The organism is Streptomyces sp. MP131-18, assembly GCF_001984575.1.
Classification (GTDB): domain Bacteria; phylum Actinomycetota; class Actinomycetes; order Streptomycetales; family Streptomycetaceae; genus Streptomyces; species Streptomyces johnsoniae.
The window spans coordinates 311742-332118 of sequence record NZ_LZNS01000001.1 but is presented as its reverse complement, the minus strand read 5'-3'; the positions used below and the strand labels follow the sequence as shown (position 1 = coordinate 332118).

Sequence of the window (20377 nt, the reverse complement as noted above, 5' to 3'; positions counted from 1 at the left end):
CACCATGGCGAACCTCGTCTTCGGAGCGGGAATCTGGGCGTTCGGCCGGATCGTCGACCGGTACGCCACCGACGGCTACGGGCCGGAGCGCTCGACCAGGGCCATGCTGGAACTGGCCGCCCAGGTGGACGGCCTGGAGCACCTCGACATCAACCACCCCTTCGACGAGCCGGATCTCTCCGCCGCTTCGGTGGCCGCCCTGCTCGACGGACTCGGCCTGCGGGCCCGCGCGGTGACCCCGCACCTCTACACCCGCGAGTTCACCCGCGGCGCCTTCACCAACCCCGACCCCGCCGTGCGCCGCGCCGCGCGCGACCGCGTGCATGCCGCCGTCGAGGCCGCCGCGGAACTGGGCGCCGGATACGTGAAGTTCTGGCCGGGCCAGGACGGCTTCGACATGCCGGGGCAGGCCGACTACGCCCGGCTGTGGGAGCTGACCGTGGACGCGATCCGTGAACTGGCCACCGCCCACCCGGAGACGCAGTTCGCCATCGAGTACAAGCCCAAGGAGCCCCGGGTCCGCATCACCCTCGGCAACGCGGCCACGACCCTGCTGGCCATCCAGGACGCCGGAGTCGACAACGTCGGCATCGTGCTGGACTTCGGCCACTCGCTGATGGCCGGAGAGACCCCCGCCGAGGCCCTGCAACTCGTCCACCGCCAGGGCCGCCTGGTCTCCGCCGAGCTCAACGACAACTGGCGGGGCTGGGACGACGACCTGCCGGTCGCGTCCGTGCACCTCTTCGAGACCCTGGAGTTCCTCCTCGCCCTGCGCCGCGTCGGCTGGGACCAGCCCGTGCTGCTCGACCAGTTCCCCTTCCGCGAAGACCCCGTGGCCGCCCTGTCCCACAGCATCGAGACCATCCGGCGGCTGGACGCGGCGTGCGAACGGATCGACGTCGACGCGCTGCGCGACGCGCAGGAACGGCAGGACGCGATCGCGGCCCAGAAGGTGCTGTGGGCGGCGGTCTAGCGAACCGTTCGCGGCACGCGCACGTCACGGGACAAGCGACGGAAGGGACACCATGAGCACCACCGCCCGCTCCGGCCCGTACGAGGCCAACTGGCCCTCGTTGCGCGCCCACCGCGTCCCCGAGTGGTTCGCGGACGCCAAGTTCGGCATCTGGTCGCACTGGGGCCCGCAGTCGGTCGCCATGGCCGGCGACTGGTACGCCCGCCACCTGTACGGGCCCTACGAGGGCACCGAGGACTTCGAACAGAAGCGCTCCCGCCGCCAGGCCGCGCACCACCGCGCCCACTTCGGCCACCCCGCCCGGTTCGGGCACAAGGACCTGTGCCGGCTCTGGCGCGCCGAAAGGTTCGACCCCGAGGCGCTGATGGACCGCTTCCGGCGCGCCGGGGCGCGCTACTTCGTCTCCCTGGCCGCGCACTGCGACAACTTCGACCTGTGGGACTCCACCCACCAGCCGTGGAACGCGGTCAACGTCGGCCCGCGCAGCGACATCGTGGGCCGGTGGGCGGCGGCGGCCCGCGGCGCCGGGCTGCGCTTCGGGGTGAGCATGCACGCCGGCTCCTGGACCTGGCGCTGGCTGGACGCCGCGTTCGCCGCCGACGCCGAGGGGCCGCGGGCGGGCGAACCGTACGACGGGCACCTCACCGCCGAGGACGGCCGGGGCACCTGGTGGGACGGGCTCGACCCGCGGGCGCTCTACGGCCCGCCGCGCCGCCCCGGCGACCCGCCGCGCGCGGACTTCGTCGACAACTACTACGCCCGGCTGCGCGAGGTCACCGAGCGGTACGCGCCCGAGCTGGTCTACCTCGACGACGCGCGGCTGCCGTTCGACGAGGGCAGCGTCTGCCCCGCCGCGCCGCCGAGCCCGCGCGGCCTGGAGTTCCTCGCCGCCTACTACAACGCCGTGCCCGAGGGCGCGGTGAGCGTCAAGACGGTCCCGGACGAGGACCGGGGCGCGGTGCTCCTGGACGTCGAGCGGCACCAGCTCGGCGGGACAGACCCGGCGCCCTGGCAGTACGACACCAGCATCGGCGACTGGTTCTACAGCGCCGGCGAACGCTACAAGACCGCCGGTGAGATCGTGCACCTGCTCGTCGACACCGTCAGCAAGAACGGCTGCCTGCTGCTCAACGTGCCGCAGCTGCCCGACGGGACCGTCGACGAGGAGACGGGGGCCGTGCTGGACGGCATCGGTGGCTGGACGGACACCTGCGGCGAAGCCGTCTTCGGCACCCGGCCGTGGCACGTGCACGGCGAGGGACCCACCCGCGTGGACGGCGCCAAGGCCCGCGAGCGGTCGCTGCCCTACACCCCGCGGGACGTGCGGTTCACCCGCCGGGGCGAGACGCTGTACGCGTTCCTCATGGCCTGGCCCGCGGACGGCACGGCCGTGCTCACCAGCCTCGGCACCGACGCGGGGCACCTGCCGCGCCCGCCGCGGCGGATCGCGCTGCTCGGCGGCGGGCCGCTCCCGTTCGACCTGCGCGCCGACGGGCTGCGGGTCACGCTGCCGCCCGAGCCGCCGACCCCGTACGTCCAGGTCCTGCGGATCGAATGAGGCCCGAGGGCGCCGCGGGCCGAGCGCGACGCCCCGCCGCGCTCAGCCCGCGGCGAAGACCGCGCCGTTCGCTATCAGCCTCTCCACCGCCTCCTGGCTCATGCCGAGGTCGCGCAGGACCTCCCGCGAGTGCTGGCCGTTCACCGGCGCCGGGCGAGCCACCGACTGCGGGCTCGCGCTCAGGGTGAACGGGAAGCCCGGCGTGGTCACCCGCCCCTCCGTGGGGTGCTCGTAGCTGACGAACGACCCGTTGTGCACCACCTGGGGGTCGGTGAGCAGGTCCTCGTAGGAGTGGACGGGCCCGCACCACACCCCCGCCCCGCCGAGCACCTCCAGCCAGTGCCCGGTGGTCTCGCGCCTCAGGTGCTCCTCGACGAGGGCGGAGATCTCCTCGCGCCGGGTGAACCCGTCGCGCTCCGCCTCGAACGGGGCGAGCCGCGGCTCGCCGAACAGCTCGGCCAGCACGGCCGGTTCGGCGAAGGACAGCGCCAGGTAGCCGTCCGCGGTCGGGTAGATGCCGTAGGGGGCGCGGATGTAGCTGTGCGCGTGGATGCCCTCGCCCCGGGTCTGCGGAACGCCGCCGACCGTGCGGACCGTGATCTCCTGCATCTGCGCGCAGATGATCGCGTCCAGCATGTTGACCCGCACGAGCTGCCCCTCACCCGTGCGCTGCCGGTGGAACAGCGCGGCGAGCGCACCCTCGAACGCGGAGTAGGCGGCGAACGCGTCCACCAGGAAGTACGGCGCCGCGGTGGGCGCCCGGCCGGGAGCGCCGGCGCTGAAGAGGGCACCGCTCATCGCCTGGAGCAGCAGGTCCTGGCCGGGGCGTGCGGCGTACGGCCCGCTCTCGCCGTACCCGGAGATCGACACGTACACCAGATCGGGCCGCAGCTCCCGCAGGGTCTCGTAGTCGACGCCGAGCCGCCGCGCCACCCCGGGCCGGTAGTTCTGCAGGAAGACGTCCGCGGTCTTCACCAGCTCGCGCAGGGCGGCCAGCCCGCCGGGCGATTTGAGGTCCACGGACAGGCTGCGCTTGTTGCGGTTCAGCGACAGGAACGAGGCGTTGACCTCCCGGCCACGCGCGCCGCCCGCCGAGGCGCGTCGCTGCCACTCGCCGCCGACGGGCTCGACCTTGATCACGTCGGCACCCAGATCGGCGAGCTTCATCGCCGCGAACGGGCCGGACATCGCGATGGACAGGTCCAGGACGCGGATGCCGTCGAGCACTCCCATGCCACACCTCACACCGTTCGGGGCTAGTGGAGAGCGATGATAGCGCTAACGGCAGCGCTAACATAGTGGGCGGACGGCCCCCCGACGGGCCGTCGGCTGCGTACAGTTGCCCCGGCCGCGCGGTGCGGCACGACAGACGGGGAGGCAGGGCGGATGGGAAGCGGTCCAGCGGCGGGGCCCCGGCGGGCCTCGACGCGTTCGGTCACCCTGCGGGACGTGGCCGCGCGCGCCGGCGTCTCCTCGCAGACGGTCTCCCGCGTGCTGCGGATTCCCGAGGAGGTCGCGCCGCACACCCGGGAGCGGGTGGAGGCCGCGATCCGGGAGAGCGGGTACGTGCCCAACCTCGCCGCCCGCAACCTGGCCTCCAACCGCAGCAAGATCGTCGCCACGGTCATCCCCGCGCTGGGCAGCGAGCTGTTCTCCGAGACCCTGACCGGGCTCTCCGCGGTGCTCTCCCCGGAGGGCTACCAACTGCTGCTCGGCTACACCGACTACGACGACGAGCGCGAGGAAGACCTCATCCGCTCGCTGCTCGGCAGGCGCCCGGACGGCATCTGCCTGACCGGGACGGTGCACCGGGAGAGCACGGTGGCGATGCTCCGCACCGCCGGGGTGCCCGTGGTGGAGACCTGGGACTGGACGGACAGCCCGGTGGACACGCTCGTCGGCTTCTCCAACGAGCGGGCGATGTACGCGATGGTGTCCTTCCTGCACGAGTCCGGGTACCGCGAGCCGTGCTTCGTGGGCTCGCTGCTCGCGGGCGACCACCGCTCGCTGCGCCGGCTGGCGGGGTTCCGGCGGGCGGTGAACGCGTTCCGGCCGGGACGCGAGCCCCGCGTCGTGGACGCCTCCGAGTACCCGCTCACCCTGGAGTCGGGAGCACTGCTGCTCGACACCGCCCGCCGGGCGCAGCCCGAGGCGGACGTGCTGGTCTTCTCCACGGACGTGCTCGCCTGCGGCGCGCTGCTCGCGGCCGGGAGCACCGGCGTGCGGGTGCCGGGGGACATCGCCCTCACCGGCTTCGGCGACTTCGAACTCTCCCGCATGGTCCGCCCAGGGCTGACCACGGTATCCCTGCCGAACGCCAGGATCGGCCGGGAGGCCGCGGCGCTGCTGCTGCGCCGGATGCGCGGCGGTTCCTCCGCCGCCTCCGCCCTCGACCTGGGCTTCGAGATCCGGCCCCGGGAGAGCACGTAGCCCGAAGACCGAGCCAGACCGGGCCGGTGCCGTGCCCCGGCCGGGGGTGGACGTTCACCTGCGGTGGAAGTGCGGGGGGCGCTTCGCCAGGAAGGCGGCTCGGCCCTCCGCGGCGTCCTCGGTGGCGAAGCAGACGGCCTGGAGGTCGCGTTCGCGCTCCAGTGCCTGGTCGAGGGGGACGCTGGCCGCCGCGTGCAGGTTGGCCTTCGCGGTCTCGGCGGCGATGGGGGCGCGGGCGGCGATGGTCGAGGCGATCTCCAGGGCGCGGCCGAGGAGTTCGGATGGTTCGGTCACCTCGCTGACCAGCAGTCGGCGCTCGGCCGTCGCGGCGTCGATCGGGTCGCCGGTCAGCAGCATGAGGGCGGCGTTGCTCGCCCCGATCGAGGCCCGCAGCTGTGCGGAGACGCCACCGCCGCCGATCCAGCCCAGCTTGATCTCCGGGGCGCCGAACCGGGCGGTGGCGGAGGCGATCCTGATGTCGCAGGCGAGGGCGGTCTCCAGACCGCCGCCGAGCGCGAGCCCGTTGACCGCGGCGATGACGGGTTTGCGCAGGCGGCGCAACGAGTCGCAGTAGTCGGAACGGTTGCGGAAGTCCCAGGGGGTTGCGTAGGCGTCGAGTTCGCCGATGTCGGAGCCGGCGCAGAAGGCGCGTTCGCCGGCACCGGTGAGCACCACGGCCCGCACCTCGTCGGCGGTGTTGCACAGGTCGGCGAGCCGGGTCAGCTCGGCGGACATGGCGGCGGTGACCGCGTTCAGCTTCTCGGGTCTGCTGAGGGTGATGAGGGCGACGCGGTCGTGCAGCGTCAGGCGGATCTCCTCGACTGTGCTCTCCATGGCGGGCGGCTCCTCGGACGGGGGTGCGGGGATACAGGTCAGGGGGTCAGGGCGCGGTGCAGCCGGACGGTCTCGGCGAACGCGTCCGCCGGTGACGAGGTGCCGGTGGCCGCCGCCCGCAGTACGGCGGAGGCGGCGGTCTGGAAGGCCGGGTAGCCGGCGTGGCGGGGCCTGACCCAGGCGCCCTCGGTGGTGGCGAGGGTGCCGGAGTAGAAACCGGAGAACGCCGCGTCGAGCGCCGGGTCCCGCCACGCCTCCCGGCGGGAGGGCTGCGCCAGCCGTTCGGGCAGGTAGGCGCGTTGCGCATCGGCCGACAGCAGCCAGCTCAGGTGGCGGGCGAGCGCGGGGGAGACCTCGGTGCGGCGGGTCACCGCGAGCCCGGTGCCGCCGAGCGTGGAGCCGAGCGGCCCGCCGGGCGCCAGCCGCGGCACGTCGCCGAAGCGCACGGGTGCGCCCGCCGCGCGTGCCGCGTAGCTCGCGTACCCGTAGACGAACGGGCAGTAGGCCGCTCGGCCCGCGGCGAGCAGGCCGAGCAGCCCGATGGGGTTGAGGCCGAACGTCGCGGGGTCGGCGCGGCGGGTCAGGTCCCGCATCATCTCCAGCGCCGCGAGCGCGGTGTCGCGCGGGACCAGGCCGGAGGCGGGCTCGGGGTCGGGCGGCTCGCCGAGTGCGCAGCAGAGCGAGAAGAAGGTGAGCAGCGCGTGCGGACCGGCGAGCGAGAGCACGACCGGCCGCTCGGCGGCGAGCGCCGTCACCTGTTCCCAGGTGGTGGGCAGTTCCGGCACGGTCGCCCGGTGTGCCGCGGCCACCTGCGTGGCCGTGTCGAGCGGGAGCGCCCACAGTTCGCCGGCGGCGGTGTAGGAGTCCGCAGAGGCGCCGACCGTGGTCGCGCGCCACTCGGCGATGACTTCCGGGCCGAACAGCGCGGACAGCGGCGTGAGCGCCCCGCCCGCGAGGGCGTCGCCGAGGTGCGGATGGTCCAGGACGACGAGGTCGTAGCGGGCGCAGAGGTCGGTGATCGGGTGCGATTCGAAGCCTTCGAGGGGCTGGGCGTCCCAGGTGAGGGTGTCCCCGTGGCGCCCGGCGGGGGAGGGCGGCGCGGAGAAGCCGGCCGCGGCCTGCCGCAGCGCCTCGGTGCCCCGCGGGTGGTCCCAGGTCAGTCCGCGGTAGGCCGTCATCGCTCCGCCGTCCCGCCCGCCTCGCCGTTCACAGCTCTCCGATCCGGAAGACGGTGTGGTAGCGGCGCTCCTCGCCGGGGGCCAGAAAGGTCATGGACCCGTCGGCGCGGGCCGCCTCCTCGCCCGCGACGTGGTGCGTGGAGGGCTCCATCCCGACGGCGTAGGCGCCCTCGCGCAGGTGCAGCCACTGGAAGAACGCGGGGAACTCGCGGGTGTCGTAGTCGAGTTCGAAGAACAGCCCCAGCCGTTCGTTGACCAGCCTCGGCCGTGCGCGGCCCGATTCCCCGGGGACGAGTTCGTGCTCGTAGACCTGCTCGACGAACCCCGGCAGCGGCGCGGGCATGACCAGGTGCGAGACGCCCTGCTCCGCGACGCTGTCGGAGCGCCACAGGGTGCGGGCCGCGGGCAGCTCCCAGCGCGCGCCCTCGTCCAGCAGGGGCCAGCCGACGTTGATGTGGTAGAGGTACATGTGCGGCGTCGGGTCGAATCCGGCGTTGCGCACGGTGTCGGTCAGCCGGATCTCGCTGCCGCCGAGGTCGGCCTCGATCCGCCGGGTCAGCCGCAGGTGTTCGGCGAAGACGGCCGCCTGCCGCACCTCGCCCTCCGCCCACAGCACGCACCGGCCGTCGTCGGTCCACCGTTCGCCGTAGCCGTGCAGCCGGGCGGGGGTGTGGGCCACGCGGCCGTGGAGCCCGTTCCACACGGTGGCGCGGTGCGGGTAGCGGTACTGCGAGGCGTCCACCTCGGCGGTGAACAGGGTGTGGTCGAGGCCCGCGGTGACCAGCAGCCCGGAGAAGCTGCGCATGAGCGAGAGGCCGTCCTCGTCGCGGTACTCGTGCAGGCCCGGGTGGCGGAAGCCGGTGGCCGAGCGCCAGCCGAAGCCGTGCCCGCGGTACTCGGCGGTCCCCAGGTCCATGGCCCGGTCCACGAGCACGTCGAAGGCCAGTCCGCCGCCGGTTCTGAACTCCAGTGCGCGGATGCCGCGTTCGGCACCGTCGTCGAGCACGACGGCCCGGATGCCGCCCGCGGCGGAGAGGTCGCCCGCGCGGCGTTCGAGCGCGGCGCGGTCCAGGTCGCGTCCGGCGATCCTCATGCCATCACCCACCCTCCGTTGACCTCCAGGCACTGACCGGTGACGAACGAGGCGTCGGGGCCGAGCAGGAAGGCGACGGCCGCGGCCAGTTCCTCCGGCCTGCCGCGTCGTTTGAGGGCCTGCCGGTCAAGCACGAAGCGCCGGTAGCCCTCCGGGTCGGGGTGGATCTCCTCGGCCGCGGTGGGGAACGCGCCGGGTGACACGGCGTTGACCCGGACCCCGTGCGGGCCGAGTTCCCGGGCGAGCGCCCGGGTGAGCGCGGTGGCGGCGCCCTTCGTGGAGACGTAGGCGGCCAGGTCCGACCAGCCGCCGTGCATGGTGATGGAGGCGACGTTGACGATGGCGCCGCCGCCCTGCTCCGCCATGAGGCGGGCGACCGACTGGGCCACGACCCAGTAGGCGCGCTGGTTGACGGCCACCACGCGGTCGTACTCGGCGAGTTCGACGTCGAGGAACGGGGTGGCCGGGTAGATCGCGGCGTTGTTGACCAGGGCCCCGGGGACGCCGAGCGCCGCGCGGGCGCGCTCCACGGCGGCCGCGGCGGCGGCCGGGTCGGCGAGGTCGGCGGTGAGCGGCAGGGCGCGCGCGCCGGCCCGTTCGACGGCCTCGGCGGTGGCGGCCAGGGCCGCGGGATCGATGTCGACGGCGGCGACGTCGTAACCGTCGCCGGCGAGCCGCACGGCGACGGCACGGCCGAGGCCGCCGCCGGCCCCGGTGACGAGTGCGGCGGTCATCGGCGGCCTCCGGTAGCGGGGGAGCGGGTGGTCTCGTGGCTCACGGCGGAAGTACCTCCAGTAGCGGCTCGGGGCGTGGCGCCGGGGACGAACGGACGGACGAGGGGCGGGGCCGCGGCGGTCAGCCCTTGACCGAACCGGCGGCCAGGCCGCGCATCAGGTGGCGCTGGGTCGCCACGAAGATGACCAGGATCGGGATGACGGCGAGCAGCAGCGTCGGGAACACCCTCGTGTAGTCCGCCGAGTACTGGCCGACCGCGGCGTAGACCCCCGTGGTGACCGTGTAGATGCCGCTGCCGGGGCCGAGGATGACCTGCGGGCTGGCGAAGTCGTTCCAGACGCTGAGGGAGTTGAGGATGAACGCGGTGGCGACGATCGGCCGCATCAGCGGGAAGATGATCCGCCACACCGTGTAGTGGCGGCCCGCGCCGTCGATGGCCGCCGCCTCGTCCAGCGCGCGCGGCAGCACCCGCACGAAGCCGGTGAAGACGAACAGGGTGAACGGCACGGTGGTCGCCGTCATGAAGAGCACCAGCCCGGGGAAGGTGCTCATCAGGCCGAGGCCGCGCAGCACGAAGATGACCGGGATGAGGATCACCTGCGTCGGGATGAACATGCCGGCCACGAAGAACATCAGGATGGCGCGGAACAGCGGCCTCGGGGTCCTGGCCAGCACGTGCGCGGCGGGCACGCAGAGCCCGATGGAGAGCACGTTGACGCAGACCAGGAGCGCCAGCGTGATGGCGTACCCCTTGGGGATGCTGAACTCGGGGCTGTTCCAGGCGGCGCCGAGGTATTCGGTGGTGGCCCGGGAGAGGTCGATGGTGAACGGGTTGGTGAGGATGTCCTGCTGGCTCTTGAACGCGTTGATCACCAGCAGGTAGAGCGGGATCAGCATGAAGAGGCACAGAACGCCGAGGAACGCGACGCGCAGCGCGGTCGCCGGACGTGACGAGCGAGTCATCCGATGGATTCCGCCCCTTCTTCCGCGCGCCGCCTGAGCGCGAGCACCGTGAAGGCGAGGATCGCGGCGGCGATGATGAGCACGACGGCCTCGGCCGAGGCGAGGCCGATCTGCCGCCCGGGGAAGGACACGGCGAGGATCGAGTACGCCAGGGTCTGCGTCGATCCGGCCGGCCCGCCGCCGGTGAGGGAGACGACGACGTCGTAGGTCTTCAGCAGCGAGATGCCCGAGGTGATGAGGGCGACGCTGAACGTGGGCGCGAGCGCGGGCCAGGTGACGGCCCGGAAGGTCTGCCAGCGTCCGGCGCCGTCGATCCTGGCCGCCTCGACGAGGTCGGCGGGGACCGTCTGGAGCCCGGCCAGGTAGAGCACGAGCTGCACGCCGAACAGGGACCAGGAGATCACGAAGATCAGGGTCCACAGCGCCCACGTCGGGTCGGAGAGGAAGGGCATCGAGGAGCGCCCGGCCTTCTCCAGCATGGTGTTGACCACGCCCTGCGGGCCCAGAATCGCCTGCCAGAGGAAGCCGACGACCAGGGCGCTGAGGACGTGCGGGTAGAACATCACCACCCGGCCGAAGGTGGTGAACCCGCCGGTCCGCTGGAGCAGCAGCGCCAGGCCGAGCGCGGCGGCGTTGACGAGGATGGCGCCGACGAGCGCGATCGTGCCGGTGACGACCATCGAGTCGGTGATGTCGGCCGACTGGAAGACCCGCTGGTAGTTCTCCCAGCCGATGAACTCGGGGATCTGCTGCGGGAAGCCGTTGTAGTCCGTGAAGCTGTAGTAGACGGCGTAGCCGACGGGGACGACGAGCAGGCCCACGTAGAGCACGAGCGCGGGGGCGACCATGGTGAGGCGCGCTCCGGCGTCGCGCCATCCCCGCCATCCCCGGCGACCCCGGCGTGCCGCGGGGCCCGCCGCCTCGGCCGGAGCCGCCGCGGCGCGCTCCGGGACGGTCTTGGTCAGCGTCCTGGCCATGATCAGCGGTTCTCGCTGACCCAGTCGTCGAGGGCGTCGGCGGCCTCCTGCGGGCTCTGCCCGGTGTAGAGGCCCTGGACGATCTCGGTGAACTTGGGGTTGAAGCCGGTGACCGGGAGCCGGGTGTCGCCGAACCCCTCGCCGACGGCGACCAGTCCTGGCGCCTCGTCGAGGATGGCCTGCACCTGGGCGAGCACCGGGTCGTCGGCCGTCTCGGCGCCCTGCCGGAAGACGCCGTCGGCGGTCAGCTGGGACTGGATCGCGGTCTCGTCGGTGACGAGGTACTCGACCAGGGCCTGCGCCGAAGAGATGTTGCCGGAGGCCGCGTTGATCATGTAGGGGTACGCCATCGTGGCGCCCTGCGGGCCGGGGTACTCCTGGCCCTCGTCCACCGGCGGTGAGAAGACCCCGACCTCGAACGGCGGCTCGCCGCCGGACTTGAGGGTGGTGGCGAACCAACTGCCCTGCGGGTAGAGGCCCACGGTGCCCTCCAGGAAGGCGCCGTCGGCCGCGGCGGGGTCGAGGCCGACGTCGTCCTGGGCGATGTAGCCGGCCTCCAGCCAGTCGGCGTAGTGCTGGAACATCGGCAGGTACGCCTCGCCCGCGGACAGCTCCTCGTCGGCGACGGAGGTCTGCCAGCGCGGGTGGGCGGTGTTGAGGGTGGGGTGGTACAGCTGCTGGAGCTGGAGCCCGGTCTGGAACTGGCCGGCGGTCTGTAGCGGCGTGTATCCGGCCTCGTCGAGCAGGCCGAGCGCCTCCGTGAACTCCGCCCAGGTGGCGGGGGGCTCGGCGATCCCGGCCTCCTCGAAGGCGGTTTTGTTGTAGAAGACGAGGGACTGGGTCTGCGAGCCGACGCCGACGACATAGCGACTGCCGTCGATGGCGTAGTCGTCGACCATCGGCGTGCCCTCGGTCCAGGGCAGGTCGCTGAGGTCGACCAGCTGGGGCAGCGTGTCGTCGTCGGGGAATATGGACTGGATGACGTCGGGGGCGGTGCCCGCGGCGAGCTGCTGGGGGAACGACTCGGCGACGCTGCTCCCGGTGGGGGCCTCGATCTCGACCGACACGCCGGTCGCTTCCTCGAAGGGCGCGACCAACTCCTCCCAGTAGGACTGGTCGAGGTTGGGCGTGAGGTTCACCAGCATCCGGACCTCGCCGCCGACCTCCCCGTCGGCGTTGCCGCCGGAGGACCCGCCGTTGCCGCAGCCTGCCAGGGTGAGCAGCGAGACGGCGCCCGCCGCGAGGGCGGCGCGGCCGCGCCCCCATCTCAGTGCTGACATCGTTGTCTCCTAGTACACAGAGGGAAGTAGAGGGTCAGATGGTGCCCCGGTAGGGCAGGGGGCCGAGGACCGAGACATCGGTCGGGCGCTCGCCGCGGTCCACGCGGTAGACGCCGTCGTTGGCGACGAAGAACGTCGGCGCCGCCGGGTACCTGAGGTCCTCGGGCAGCTCCTCGCGGTCGGTCCAGGCGAAGAACTCGCGGGCGAAGGTGGCCCGGTCCTTGCGCCCGTAGAGGTGCAGGTCCCCCGCGGTCAGCGGGCTGCGCACGCACCAGTGGACCCCGTCCTCGGCCCACACGGCCCGGTCGCTCAGCAGCACGGACTGCCGGTCGTAGGCGGTGAACACACCGTCCCAGAAGCCGGGTTCCGTGCCGAGCCTGTCCACGAGGAACATCAGGTCGTGCGCGTGCCAGGCGGTGCTCGGCGCGATGTCGGCCTCGTTGTGCCAGCCGGTCGCGGAGGCGAAGTAGCCGGCGGGTGTCTGGTACCTGGCGTAGGTGCGCAGGCAGCGGGCGGCGAAGTCGGCCAGCTCCGGGTCGTCGCCCTCCCTCAGCACCTCCTCGACGCCGTGGAGCGTCAGCCCCATGCCGGCGATCAGCATGGGGGTGTCGGTGCGGTGGGCCCGGTCGCCCGTCACGTACCAGTACCTGTGGTAGCGGGTGTGGTCCTCGGCGTCCCGCCAGGCCGACCTGGCGACGTGGCGGCAGAGCCGGCGCGCCTCCGTGAGGTAGCGCTCCTCGCCGTAGACGCGGTGCGCGAGCACGAGGGGCGCCGTCATCAGGCCGTAGTACTCGGCCGGTTCCAGGATGCCGCCGGTGCGGCGGTCCGCGGTGGTGCGGAAGGCACCGGTGCAGTCCGCGTCGGGGACACCGCGGTGGTGGAAGAGGTCGATGAGGCTGTCGAGGTCCTCGGGAATCTGCTTGGCGAACGCGGCGTCGCCGGACAGCTCGGTGTAGAGCAGCTTGACCCAGACCCGGGCGTACTCCTGGTTGCAGGTGCCCGACTCCCCGGGGCGCCCGCCGCCGTAGATCTCGCAGGCGTCGAGGTTGCGGCGGACCGTGGCGAGGATGTCCGCGTGCTCCCCGGCGCCCAGCAGGTGCCCGGCGTGCCGCAGGCCGAGCAGCAGGCCGAGGCTGCCGACGGCGTTGTGGATGAGGCCCGAGGTGGCGGACTCGCCGACCTGGAAGCCGATGTGCCGGTACTGGCCGTCGGGCTGGAGGGCGTGCGACTGGTAGCGCATCATCGTGCGCCACAGCTTCAGTCCCCGTTCGTCCTCGTGCCGGGCCAGCGCCTGGGCGAGGGCACCGAGCGCGGGGGCGGAGAACGCGGCGTGGCCACTGGTGAAGTCCAGGAAGCTGGCCGGGTTGGTGCCCCACACGCTGTGGTTGTGGAAGCCGTTGATCGCGCCGTCGCCGGTGACCCAGGTGGCCAGCCACCTGGCGAGCGAGGCGGTGTCGGGCGCGGCCCGGTCCTCGGGGGACTTCGGGTGGTCGGAGTACGTGGGTGCGGTCATGCGGAAGGTCCTTGGTGATTCCGGGTACGGCTGGCGGAGCCATTCTCGGTGGCCCTCTCCGCGGGGGCGCCGGTGATGTCGGGCACGAGCCCGTCCCGGGCGAGGTCCGCCCACAGCTCCTCGGGCGGCCGGGACCGGTAGCGTTCCGCGTTGGCCGCGCTCTGCCGTGCGTCGCGGGCGCCGAGCACGACCGAGACGACGGCCTGGTGCCGCAGCGGGTAGGCGACGGCGGCGGCGGGCAGGGTGGTGCCGTGCCGTTCGCACCGGTCGGCCAGCGTGTGGGCCCTGGCGACGAGCGCGGCGGGGGCGGGCAGGTAGTCGTAGGTGGCGCCGGGCGCGGGCCGGTCGCGGCTCAGCAGGCCGGAGTTGTAGACCCCGGCGGCGACGACGCCGACCCCCCGCGCCTCGGCCAGCGGCAGCAGGTCGTCCAGGGCCCGCTGGTCGAGCAGGGTGTAGCGGCCGGCGAGCATGACGAGGTCCAGGTCGCAGCGCCCGACGAGCTCGGCGAGCATGGCGGACTGGTTCATGCCGGCGCCGATCGCCCCCACCACCCCCTGATCGCGCAGCTCGACCAGGGTGTCCACGCCGCTGGTCGCGGCCTGCTCGCCGTGGTCGTCCGGGTCGTGCAGGTAGACGATGTCCACCCGGTCGAGGCCGAGCCGTTCGAGGCTGCCCTCCAGGGAACGCAGCACACCGTCGCGGCTGAAGTCCCAGACCCGGCGGAGGTCCGCGGGCACGGCGAAGCCGCCGTCGTCCGCCCGGCGCGCGGCCCCGGGGTTCGGCACCAGCAGGCGGCCGACCTTGGTGGAGACCATGAACTCCGCCCGCGGGCGGCCGGCGAGCGCCGCGCCGAGGCGCCGCTCGGACAGGCCGAGGCCGTAGTGCGGGGCCGTGTCGAAGTACCTGATGCCGGCGTCCCACGCGGCGGCGACCGCTCCTTCCGCGTCCGCGTCGCTCGTCTCCCGGTGCAGGTTGCCCAACTGGGCCGCACCGAAGCCGAGTTCGGTCAGGCGCAGGCCGCCGCGCAGCCGCCGCGAGGGCAGGGGCCCTGTGACGTTCATGCCAGCTCCTCCGGGTTCGCGAAGGGGCGGCCCGCCGCGAAACGGCCGACCTCGGCGGCCACGGCCGCGCCGAGCCGGAGCAGCTCGCCGCCCATCGAACCGGCGATATGCGGGGTCAGCCGGACGTTGGGCAGGTCCCACAGCTCGCTGTCGACGGGCAGCGGCTCGGGGTCGGTGACGTCGAGCACCGCGCTGACGCGGCCCGTTCGCAGCTCGGCGAGGAGCGCGGCGTGGTCCACCACGCCGCCGCGGGCGGTGTTGACGAGCGTCGCGCCGTCCCGGAGCAGGGCGAGGCGCCGCGCGTCGATCTGCCCGGCCGTCTGGGCGGTGAGCGGCTGGTGCAGCGAGACCACGTCGCCCCGGCGCATCACCTCGTCGAGCGTGGCGCGTTCGACACCGAGGCCGGCCGCCATCGGCTCGGTGAGCTCGGGGCTGTAGCACATCAGGCGCAGGTCGAACGGGCGCAGCAGCCGGATCACGGCCCGCCCGGTGCACGAGGCCCCGACGATGCCCACCGTGCGCCGGTAGTTGCCCGCGTCGGTCAGCTCGCGCTCCCGGTCGAGCGGGCCGCGCCGTTCGCGGTGCAGGCGCTCGGCCTCGAAGGCGCGCTTGTTGGCGAGCAGGATCATGGCGAGCGTGTACTCCGCCACGGGTATCGCGTTGGCCGCGCGGACGTTGGCGGCGACGACACCGCGGGCGGCGAGGGCGGCCGGGTCCGCCACGCAGCCGGCGGCGACGCCGCCGGCGTAGACGATCGCGCGCAGCCGGGGGGCGAGTCGCGCGTGCCCGGGGGTGAGCACGGGGGCGTCCCAGCCGGCGATGAGCACGTCGGTGGCGGCCAGCGCCTCGCGGGCGGCGGGGGAGTCGTACTCGGTGAGGACGTGTGCGGGATCGAGGTCGACGGCGGCGCGCAGCTCCGCGAGGGCCCCGGCGTCGAAGAGCCGGCCGGGCAGGGTGACCGGCCGCATGGCGAAGGTGGCGCGCAGCGCCCGCGCGCTCATGTCGCGAGCCCCGTCGCGCTGGGGGCGAGAGCGGTCGGAACGAGCCGGAGACCGGCGTCGCCGGGCCGCACGTGCGGCCCGGCCGGGTGCGACCAGTCGGCGTCCTGAAGCCCGGCCGTCTCCGCGATGGCCGCCTCGTCCACGGTGATCCCGAGGCCGGGCGCGTCCCCGAGGACGATACCGCCGTCCTCGATGGTCTGGTCGACGGTGAGGCCGACGGGGAAGCCGAGGTCCTGCACCTCGGTCACCAGATGGTTGGGCACGGCGGCGGCGGCGTGCGCGAGGGGGTTGGCGTTGTAGCCGACGGGGCTGACCGGCAGGTCGCGGCCGAGGGCGAGGGCGGCCACGCGCAGGAAGTGGGTGACACCCCACGTGCTCGCGGTCTGCACGACCCCGACCGCGTCGGCGGTGAGCAGCGGCCAGAACTGCTCAAGACCGGTCAGGTTCTCACCCGAGGCGACGGCCGCCCGCGCCGCGCGGGCCACGGCGCGGTGCCCTGCGACGTCCCAGCGGCGCACCGGCTCCTCGATCCACGTCAGGTCGACGCGCTCCTCGATGCGGGCGAGCAGCCGCACCGCCTGGTGCCTGCCCCAGCTCTCGTTGACGTCGAGCATCACCGCCGGGCGCCGGGTGTTGCGGCTCAGCAGCCCGGTCACGGACGTCAGGCGTTCGATGTCCCGGTCCGCGTCCAGGCCGCCCTTGATCTTGGCGCCGGTGAAACCGCGGGCGGCCCACTGCTCGTAGAAGGCGAGCAGCGCCTCGTCGCCGAGCGCGATCTCAAGGCCCGAGGCGTACCCGGGCACGAAACGGTCCTGGGCGCCCAGCGTGCGCCACAGGGCCTCGTCCGCCATCTTGGCCTTGAGATCCCACAGCGCCATGTCGAGGGCGCCGATGGTGCCGAACGTCGTGCCGCCGTGGCCGCTCTTGAAGACGTAGGCCAGCATGCGGTCGTAGAGGGCGGTGACGGCCCTGGGGTCCGCGCCCTCGACGGCGGGGAAGACCCGCGCCACGTCGCCGTGGGCGCCGAGGCCGACCCCGGTGAGCCCGCCGTCGGTCTCCAGCAGGACGACGGGGACCTCGGTGACCCCGCCGGAGAGGAAGCCGTTCGCGTCGCCGACCGGCCGGCCCCAGCGGTGGATGGTCCTGAGGCTGCGGTAGCCCGTGATCTTCATCGACTCTGCTCCTTGTGTGCCGTGCGGACCGCGGGCGGCAGGGAGGCGGTGACGGCCGACGGCGGCACGCGGTGCGGCCGGTGCGTGCGGCAAACGTCGCGGTCCCACGGGGCATCCCTGCGGAAGCGACACGTAACTTATCATACGACTGACCTGTTGGTGGTGCGGTAGTCTGGCAACTTCTGTACGAGGTTCCGCAACTCCCTTGCGTGACGGCCGCCGCGCCCCGCACGGCGGGGCACGGCGGGGCCCCGGAAACAACGGAGAACCCCGATGAGCTCACGGCACCCGGCCCCGAAGTCGTCGCCCCCGCCGCCTCGGCACCGGCCGCCGCTGGCCGCCGGTGTGGTGCAGAGCCTCACCACGGCCATCGTGACGGAGGAGTACCCGAGCGGAACGGCGCTGCCGCCCACCGGGATGCTGTGCGAGATGTACCAGGTCAGCCGCACGGTGGTGCGTGAGGCGATCACGGCGCTCGCCGAGAAGGGTCTGGTCACCGCCCGGCAGGGCTGGGGAACGATCGTGCTCGACCAGAGTCACTGGAGCCTGCTCGACCCCCAGATCCTGGACGCGCTGTTCCAGCGTGCCGACCGCCTGCGCTACCTGGACAACCTGATCCAGATCCGCATCACGCTGGAGTGCCCGATGGCGGCCGAGGCGGCGCGTCGCATCACGAAGGAGGAGGCGGCGCAGCTCAGCGCGCACCTGCGCGCGCTCGCCGCGCTCCTGGACGACGCGGGGGCGTACGCGAGCGCCGACATCGCCTTCCACGACTACATCCACCGCGTCTCCGGGGACACCTTCGGCCGCGCCATCGTCTCCAGCCTCCAGGGCCGGGCCCTGCACACCTCGCAGTACAGCGGCAACCCCACCCGCGCCGAGCTGGAGTTGACGCACCTCGCGCACACCCGCGTGCACGACCGCATCCTCGCCGGCGACGCCGAGGGCGCGGCCCAGGCCATGCGCGAGCACATCACCAACTCCTGGGCACGCCGCCGCCCCGAGGAGCCCTGACGGGCCGGGCCCGGCCCACCCCGCCGCCCAACTGCCCCGTGCACGACGGTTGAAATCGGTCATGCGCACGGATACGGTCCCTCACCACAAGAGAACATGTATGACGTGTGATGAGAGGGGCCGGACCATGCCAAGACACGTGGGGAGCCGCGGCCGGCGCACGGCCGGGGTGCTCGTGACCGCCCTGCTGTTCGCCGCCGCGTCGGCACCACCGGGCGCCGCCGCGGCGCCCGGCGAGCCCGGAGCGTCCGGGCCGACCGTGTACGTCGCCCCCGACGGCCGGGACGGTGCCGCCGGGACGCTGGACGACCCGTTCGGCACGGTGGAGGAGGCCAGGGACGCGCTGGCCGGCCGTACCGACGCGCGCCACCGCGGCACCGTCTACCTCCGCGGCGGCGTCTACGAGACTTCCCGGACCGTCGAGCTGACCGGACCGGAGCATTCCCATGTCACCTACGCCGCCTACCGCGGCGAGGAGGTGGAGTTCACGGGCGCCAGGACCCTGCCGGTCGACAACTTCCGGCCGCTGACGGAAGTCACCGGCGACGACCCGCGGTGGTCCTCACGCTCCCGCGTCCAGGACGCGGTGTACGACCAGGTGTACGTGTACGACCTGGGCGCCGAGGACATACCGACCGGCTCCATCAACAAGAACGGATTCAACTGGCAGGCCCGGCCGTTCGCGCCGGAACTGGTGGCCGACGACGCCGCCCAGACCCTCGCCCAGTACCCCAACGGCGACGCGCTGCTCGACAGTTCGGCCCTCGGCGTGGCCGCCGCGTTCCAGGGGGCCCGCGACCACTTCTCGGACAAGACGCCCGACGGGACCACCCTGCCCTACGAGGACATGCTGAGGCTTCCCGGCCCGGTCTACCGGGTGGACAGCCCCGAGATCGCCGACCGTTACGCCGCCTGGGCGCCGCCGGCCGACCTGCCCGAGGAGTCGGTGACGAACCAGCCGGAGCGCCCCATCGACACCGGCGTCCACGAGACCGACGGCTGGCTGGCGGGCTACTTCGGCAACAACTACGGCAACGACCGGGTCCGCATCTACTCGGTCGGCGCCGAGGGCCTGGACGACGAGGGGGAGGCGGCCGGCTGGAACATCCGCACCACCTACCCGACCATGTACGCGGCCACCGACAAGTGGACGTCGTTCGTCGCGCAGAACCTGCTGAGCGAACTGGACGCCGAGGGCGAGTACTACATCGACCGGTACAACGGCGCCGACGTGCTCTACTACTACCCGCCGGGCGGCACGGTCGCGGACAAGGACATCACGCTCACCGCGTTCGACCAGCCGTTCTTCGTGCTGGAGGGCGTCACCGGCGTGACCCTGGACGGCATCACCCTCAACGGCTCGACGAGCAGCGGCGTTCGGCTGCTGGACGCGGAATCCTGCACGCTCGAACGGATGGTGATCCGCAACGTCAGCCTGGACGCGGTGCAGATCGGCGAGGCCAGCGACGCCATCACGGCGGTCGCCGAGTACACCACGAGCCGCGGCGGGCACGACAACCGGGTCGTGGACAGCACCCTGCACGACCTGGGCGGCGGCGGGGTGTTCGTCGCGGGCGGCGACCGGGACACCCTGGAACGCGGAAACAACGTGGTCGAGCACAACGAGATCTACAACTTCTCCAAGCTGGCCACCTACACCCCGGCCGGCTACCTGTACGGGGTGGGCAACACCTTCCGCCGCAACCATGTCCACGACGCGCCGCACATGGCGGTCCAGATCATGGGCAACGACATGGTGGTCAGCCACAACCGGTTCGAGCGCCTGGTCACCAACGCCTCGGACCAGGGGGTCATCTACTCGGGCCGGGACTACACGTACCTGAACAACGAGATCTCGCACAACTACTTCGGCGAGGTCGCCGGGAACAACCAGGCCATCTACATGGACGACGGCATGTCCGGAATGGTCATCCACCACAACTACTTCGCCGAGGTCGAACACGGCCTCTTCTACAACGCGGGCCACAGCAACGTCGCCTCGGACAACGTCTTCCTCGGCGTCCGCTTCAGCGGTCACGACAAGCTCTACCACGAGGGCGGCGAGCGGCTGCCGGTCCCCAACGCCAAGGTCGTCATCGAGCGCTTCAACGACATGCTGCGGGTCGGCGACGGCAGCGGCTTCACCAACACCGCCGAGAACGTGGAGCGGTGGTACCGCCACTACGAGCGGCAGTATCCCAACATCAGGGACTGGTACGTGCCCGCGGACTCCGCGGGCGAGCCCTGTACCGAGATCGGCACCGAGGAATGCACCCGCGCGGAGGTATGGGAGGACCCGGACTCCGTGTACGTGCCCGCGCACAACGAGCTGACTCGTTCGGTCCTCATCGACACCGGTGACTTCGCCTACACCGACGACGCCGACGGGCTGACGATCGCCACGTTCAACCCGGGCTTCGACGAGGTCCGCGTCTCGGTCGGCGACCCTGGCGAGGTCTCGTTCGACCCGGAGACCGGCCGGTTCGACCCCAGGACCAGCAGGCTGAACGACGAGGACGGCTTCGGCCACCGATGGGTGCGCGAGTGGAACCGCTCCTTCCCCCTGGAGGGCGTCGGGCCGCGCGTCTGAACGGG

The 20377-nt window shown here is 72.8% G+C and carries 17 protein-coding genes; 5 read left to right on the top strand and 12 right to left on the bottom strand.

Going from position 1 to position 20377, the window contains the following annotated elements:
* Positions 1 to 4 precede the first annotated feature (4 nt).
* Positions 5 to 973, top strand: a complete 969-nt coding sequence (locus tag STBA_RS01650) for a TIM barrel protein (RefSeq protein ID WP_077057526.1) — start codon at positions 5 to 7, stop codon at positions 971 to 973.
* Positions 974 to 1025: 52 nt separating this feature from the next.
* The gene (locus STBA_RS01645) at positions 1026 to 2531 is read left to right on the top strand and encodes an alpha-L-fucosidase (protein WP_077057525.1); all 1506 of its coding nucleotides are present in this window, start codon (positions 1026 to 1028) and stop codon (positions 2529 to 2531) included.
* 42 nt (positions 2532 to 2573) lie between these two features.
* Here STBA_RS01645 and STBA_RS01640 read toward each other — a convergent pair whose 3' ends face one another.
* Positions 2574 to 3764 (bottom strand): CoA transferase, encoded by a 1191-nt coding sequence (locus STBA_RS01640; RefSeq protein WP_077057524.1) that lies wholly within the window; start codon positions 3762 to 3764, stop codon positions 2574 to 2576.
* 153 nt (positions 3765 to 3917) lie between these two features.
* Here STBA_RS01640 and STBA_RS01635 point away from each other — a divergent pair, with 153 nt between their 5' ends.
* Positions 3918 to 4961, top strand: a complete 1044-nt coding sequence (locus STBA_RS01635) for a LacI family DNA-binding transcriptional regulator (RefSeq protein WP_077057523.1) — start codon at positions 3918 to 3920, stop codon at positions 4959 to 4961.
* Between the two features lie 54 nt (positions 4962 to 5015).
* On the opposite strand, the gene STBA_RS01630 is transcribed toward STBA_RS01635, so the two are convergent.
* The 11 genes from STBA_RS01630 to STBA_RS01580 all read right to left on the bottom strand — a co-directional run bounded on the left by STBA_RS01630 (position 5016) and on the right by STBA_RS01580 (position 16768).
* On the bottom strand, positions 5016 to 5795 hold the full coding sequence (locus tag STBA_RS01630; protein WP_077057522.1) for an enoyl-CoA hydratase/isomerase family protein: 780 nt from the start codon (positions 5793 to 5795) through the stop codon (positions 5016 to 5018).
* Between the two features lie 38 nt (positions 5796 to 5833).
* Positions 5834 to 6973, bottom strand: coding sequence for a hypothetical protein (locus tag STBA_RS01625; RefSeq protein WP_077057521.1), 1140 nt, complete (start codon positions 6971 to 6973; stop codon positions 5834 to 5836).
* A gap of 28 nt (positions 6974 to 7001) precedes the next feature.
* Positions 7002 to 8066 (bottom strand): aldose 1-epimerase family protein, encoded by a 1065-nt coding sequence (locus tag STBA_RS01620; RefSeq protein WP_077057520.1) that lies wholly within the window; start codon positions 8064 to 8066, stop codon positions 7002 to 7004.
* Entirely contained in the window at positions 8063 to 8800 is a 738-nt protein-coding gene (locus STBA_RS01615) for an SDR family oxidoreductase (protein WP_077057519.1), read from the bottom strand. Before STBA_RS01615 ends, STBA_RS01620 begins: the two co-directional genes overlap by 4 nt.
* Positions 8801 to 8921: 121 nt before the next feature.
* Positions 8922 to 9764, bottom strand: a complete 843-nt coding sequence (locus tag STBA_RS01610) for a carbohydrate ABC transporter permease (RefSeq protein WP_077057518.1) — start codon at positions 9762 to 9764, stop codon at positions 8922 to 8924.
* The gene (locus STBA_RS01605; RefSeq protein WP_079251642.1) at positions 9761 to 10741 is read right to left on the bottom strand and encodes a sugar ABC transporter permease; all 981 of its coding nucleotides are present in this window, start codon (positions 10739 to 10741) and stop codon (positions 9761 to 9763) included. The genes STBA_RS01610 and STBA_RS01605 overlap by 4 nt, the downstream gene beginning before the upstream one ends.
* 2 nt (positions 10742 to 10743) lie before the next feature.
* Entirely contained in the window at positions 10744 to 12021 is a 1278-nt protein-coding gene (locus STBA_RS01600; protein WP_077057517.1) for an extracellular solute-binding protein, read from the bottom strand.
* Between the two features lie 34 nt (positions 12022 to 12055).
* Positions 12056 to 13534, bottom strand: coding sequence for a hypothetical protein (locus tag STBA_RS01595; protein ID WP_077057516.1), 1479 nt, complete (start codon positions 13532 to 13534; stop codon positions 12056 to 12058).
* Entirely contained in the window at positions 13531 to 14595 is a 1065-nt protein-coding gene (locus tag STBA_RS01590; protein ID WP_077057515.1) for an aldo/keto reductase, read from the bottom strand. The genes STBA_RS01595 and STBA_RS01590 overlap by 4 nt, the downstream gene beginning before the upstream one ends.
* Positions 14592 to 15596, bottom strand: a complete 1005-nt coding sequence (locus tag STBA_RS01585; protein WP_077057514.1) for a hydroxyacid dehydrogenase — start codon at positions 15594 to 15596, stop codon at positions 14592 to 14594. The genes STBA_RS01590 and STBA_RS01585 overlap by 4 nt, the downstream gene beginning before the upstream one ends.
* A complete protein-coding gene (locus tag STBA_RS01580; protein WP_077057513.1) occupies positions 15593 to 16768 on the bottom strand; it encodes an enolase C-terminal domain-like protein in 1176 nt (391 codons plus the stop codon). Before STBA_RS01580 ends, STBA_RS01585 begins: the two co-directional genes overlap by 4 nt.
* Before the next feature lie 273 nt (positions 16769 to 17041).
* On the opposite strand from STBA_RS01580, the gene STBA_RS01575 reads away from it, so the two are divergent.
* Complete coding sequence (locus STBA_RS01575) at positions 17042 to 17782, top strand: FadR/GntR family transcriptional regulator (RefSeq protein WP_077057512.1); 741 nt, start codon at positions 17042 to 17044, stop codon at positions 17780 to 17782.
* Between the two features lie 127 nt (positions 17783 to 17909).
* Positions 17910 to 20372: a right-handed parallel beta-helix repeat-containing protein gene (locus STBA_RS01570; RefSeq protein WP_143659406.1), complete on the top strand. Its 2463-nt coding sequence runs from the start codon at positions 17910 to 17912 to the stop codon at positions 20370 to 20372.
* Positions 20373 to 20377 lie beyond the last annotated feature (5 nt).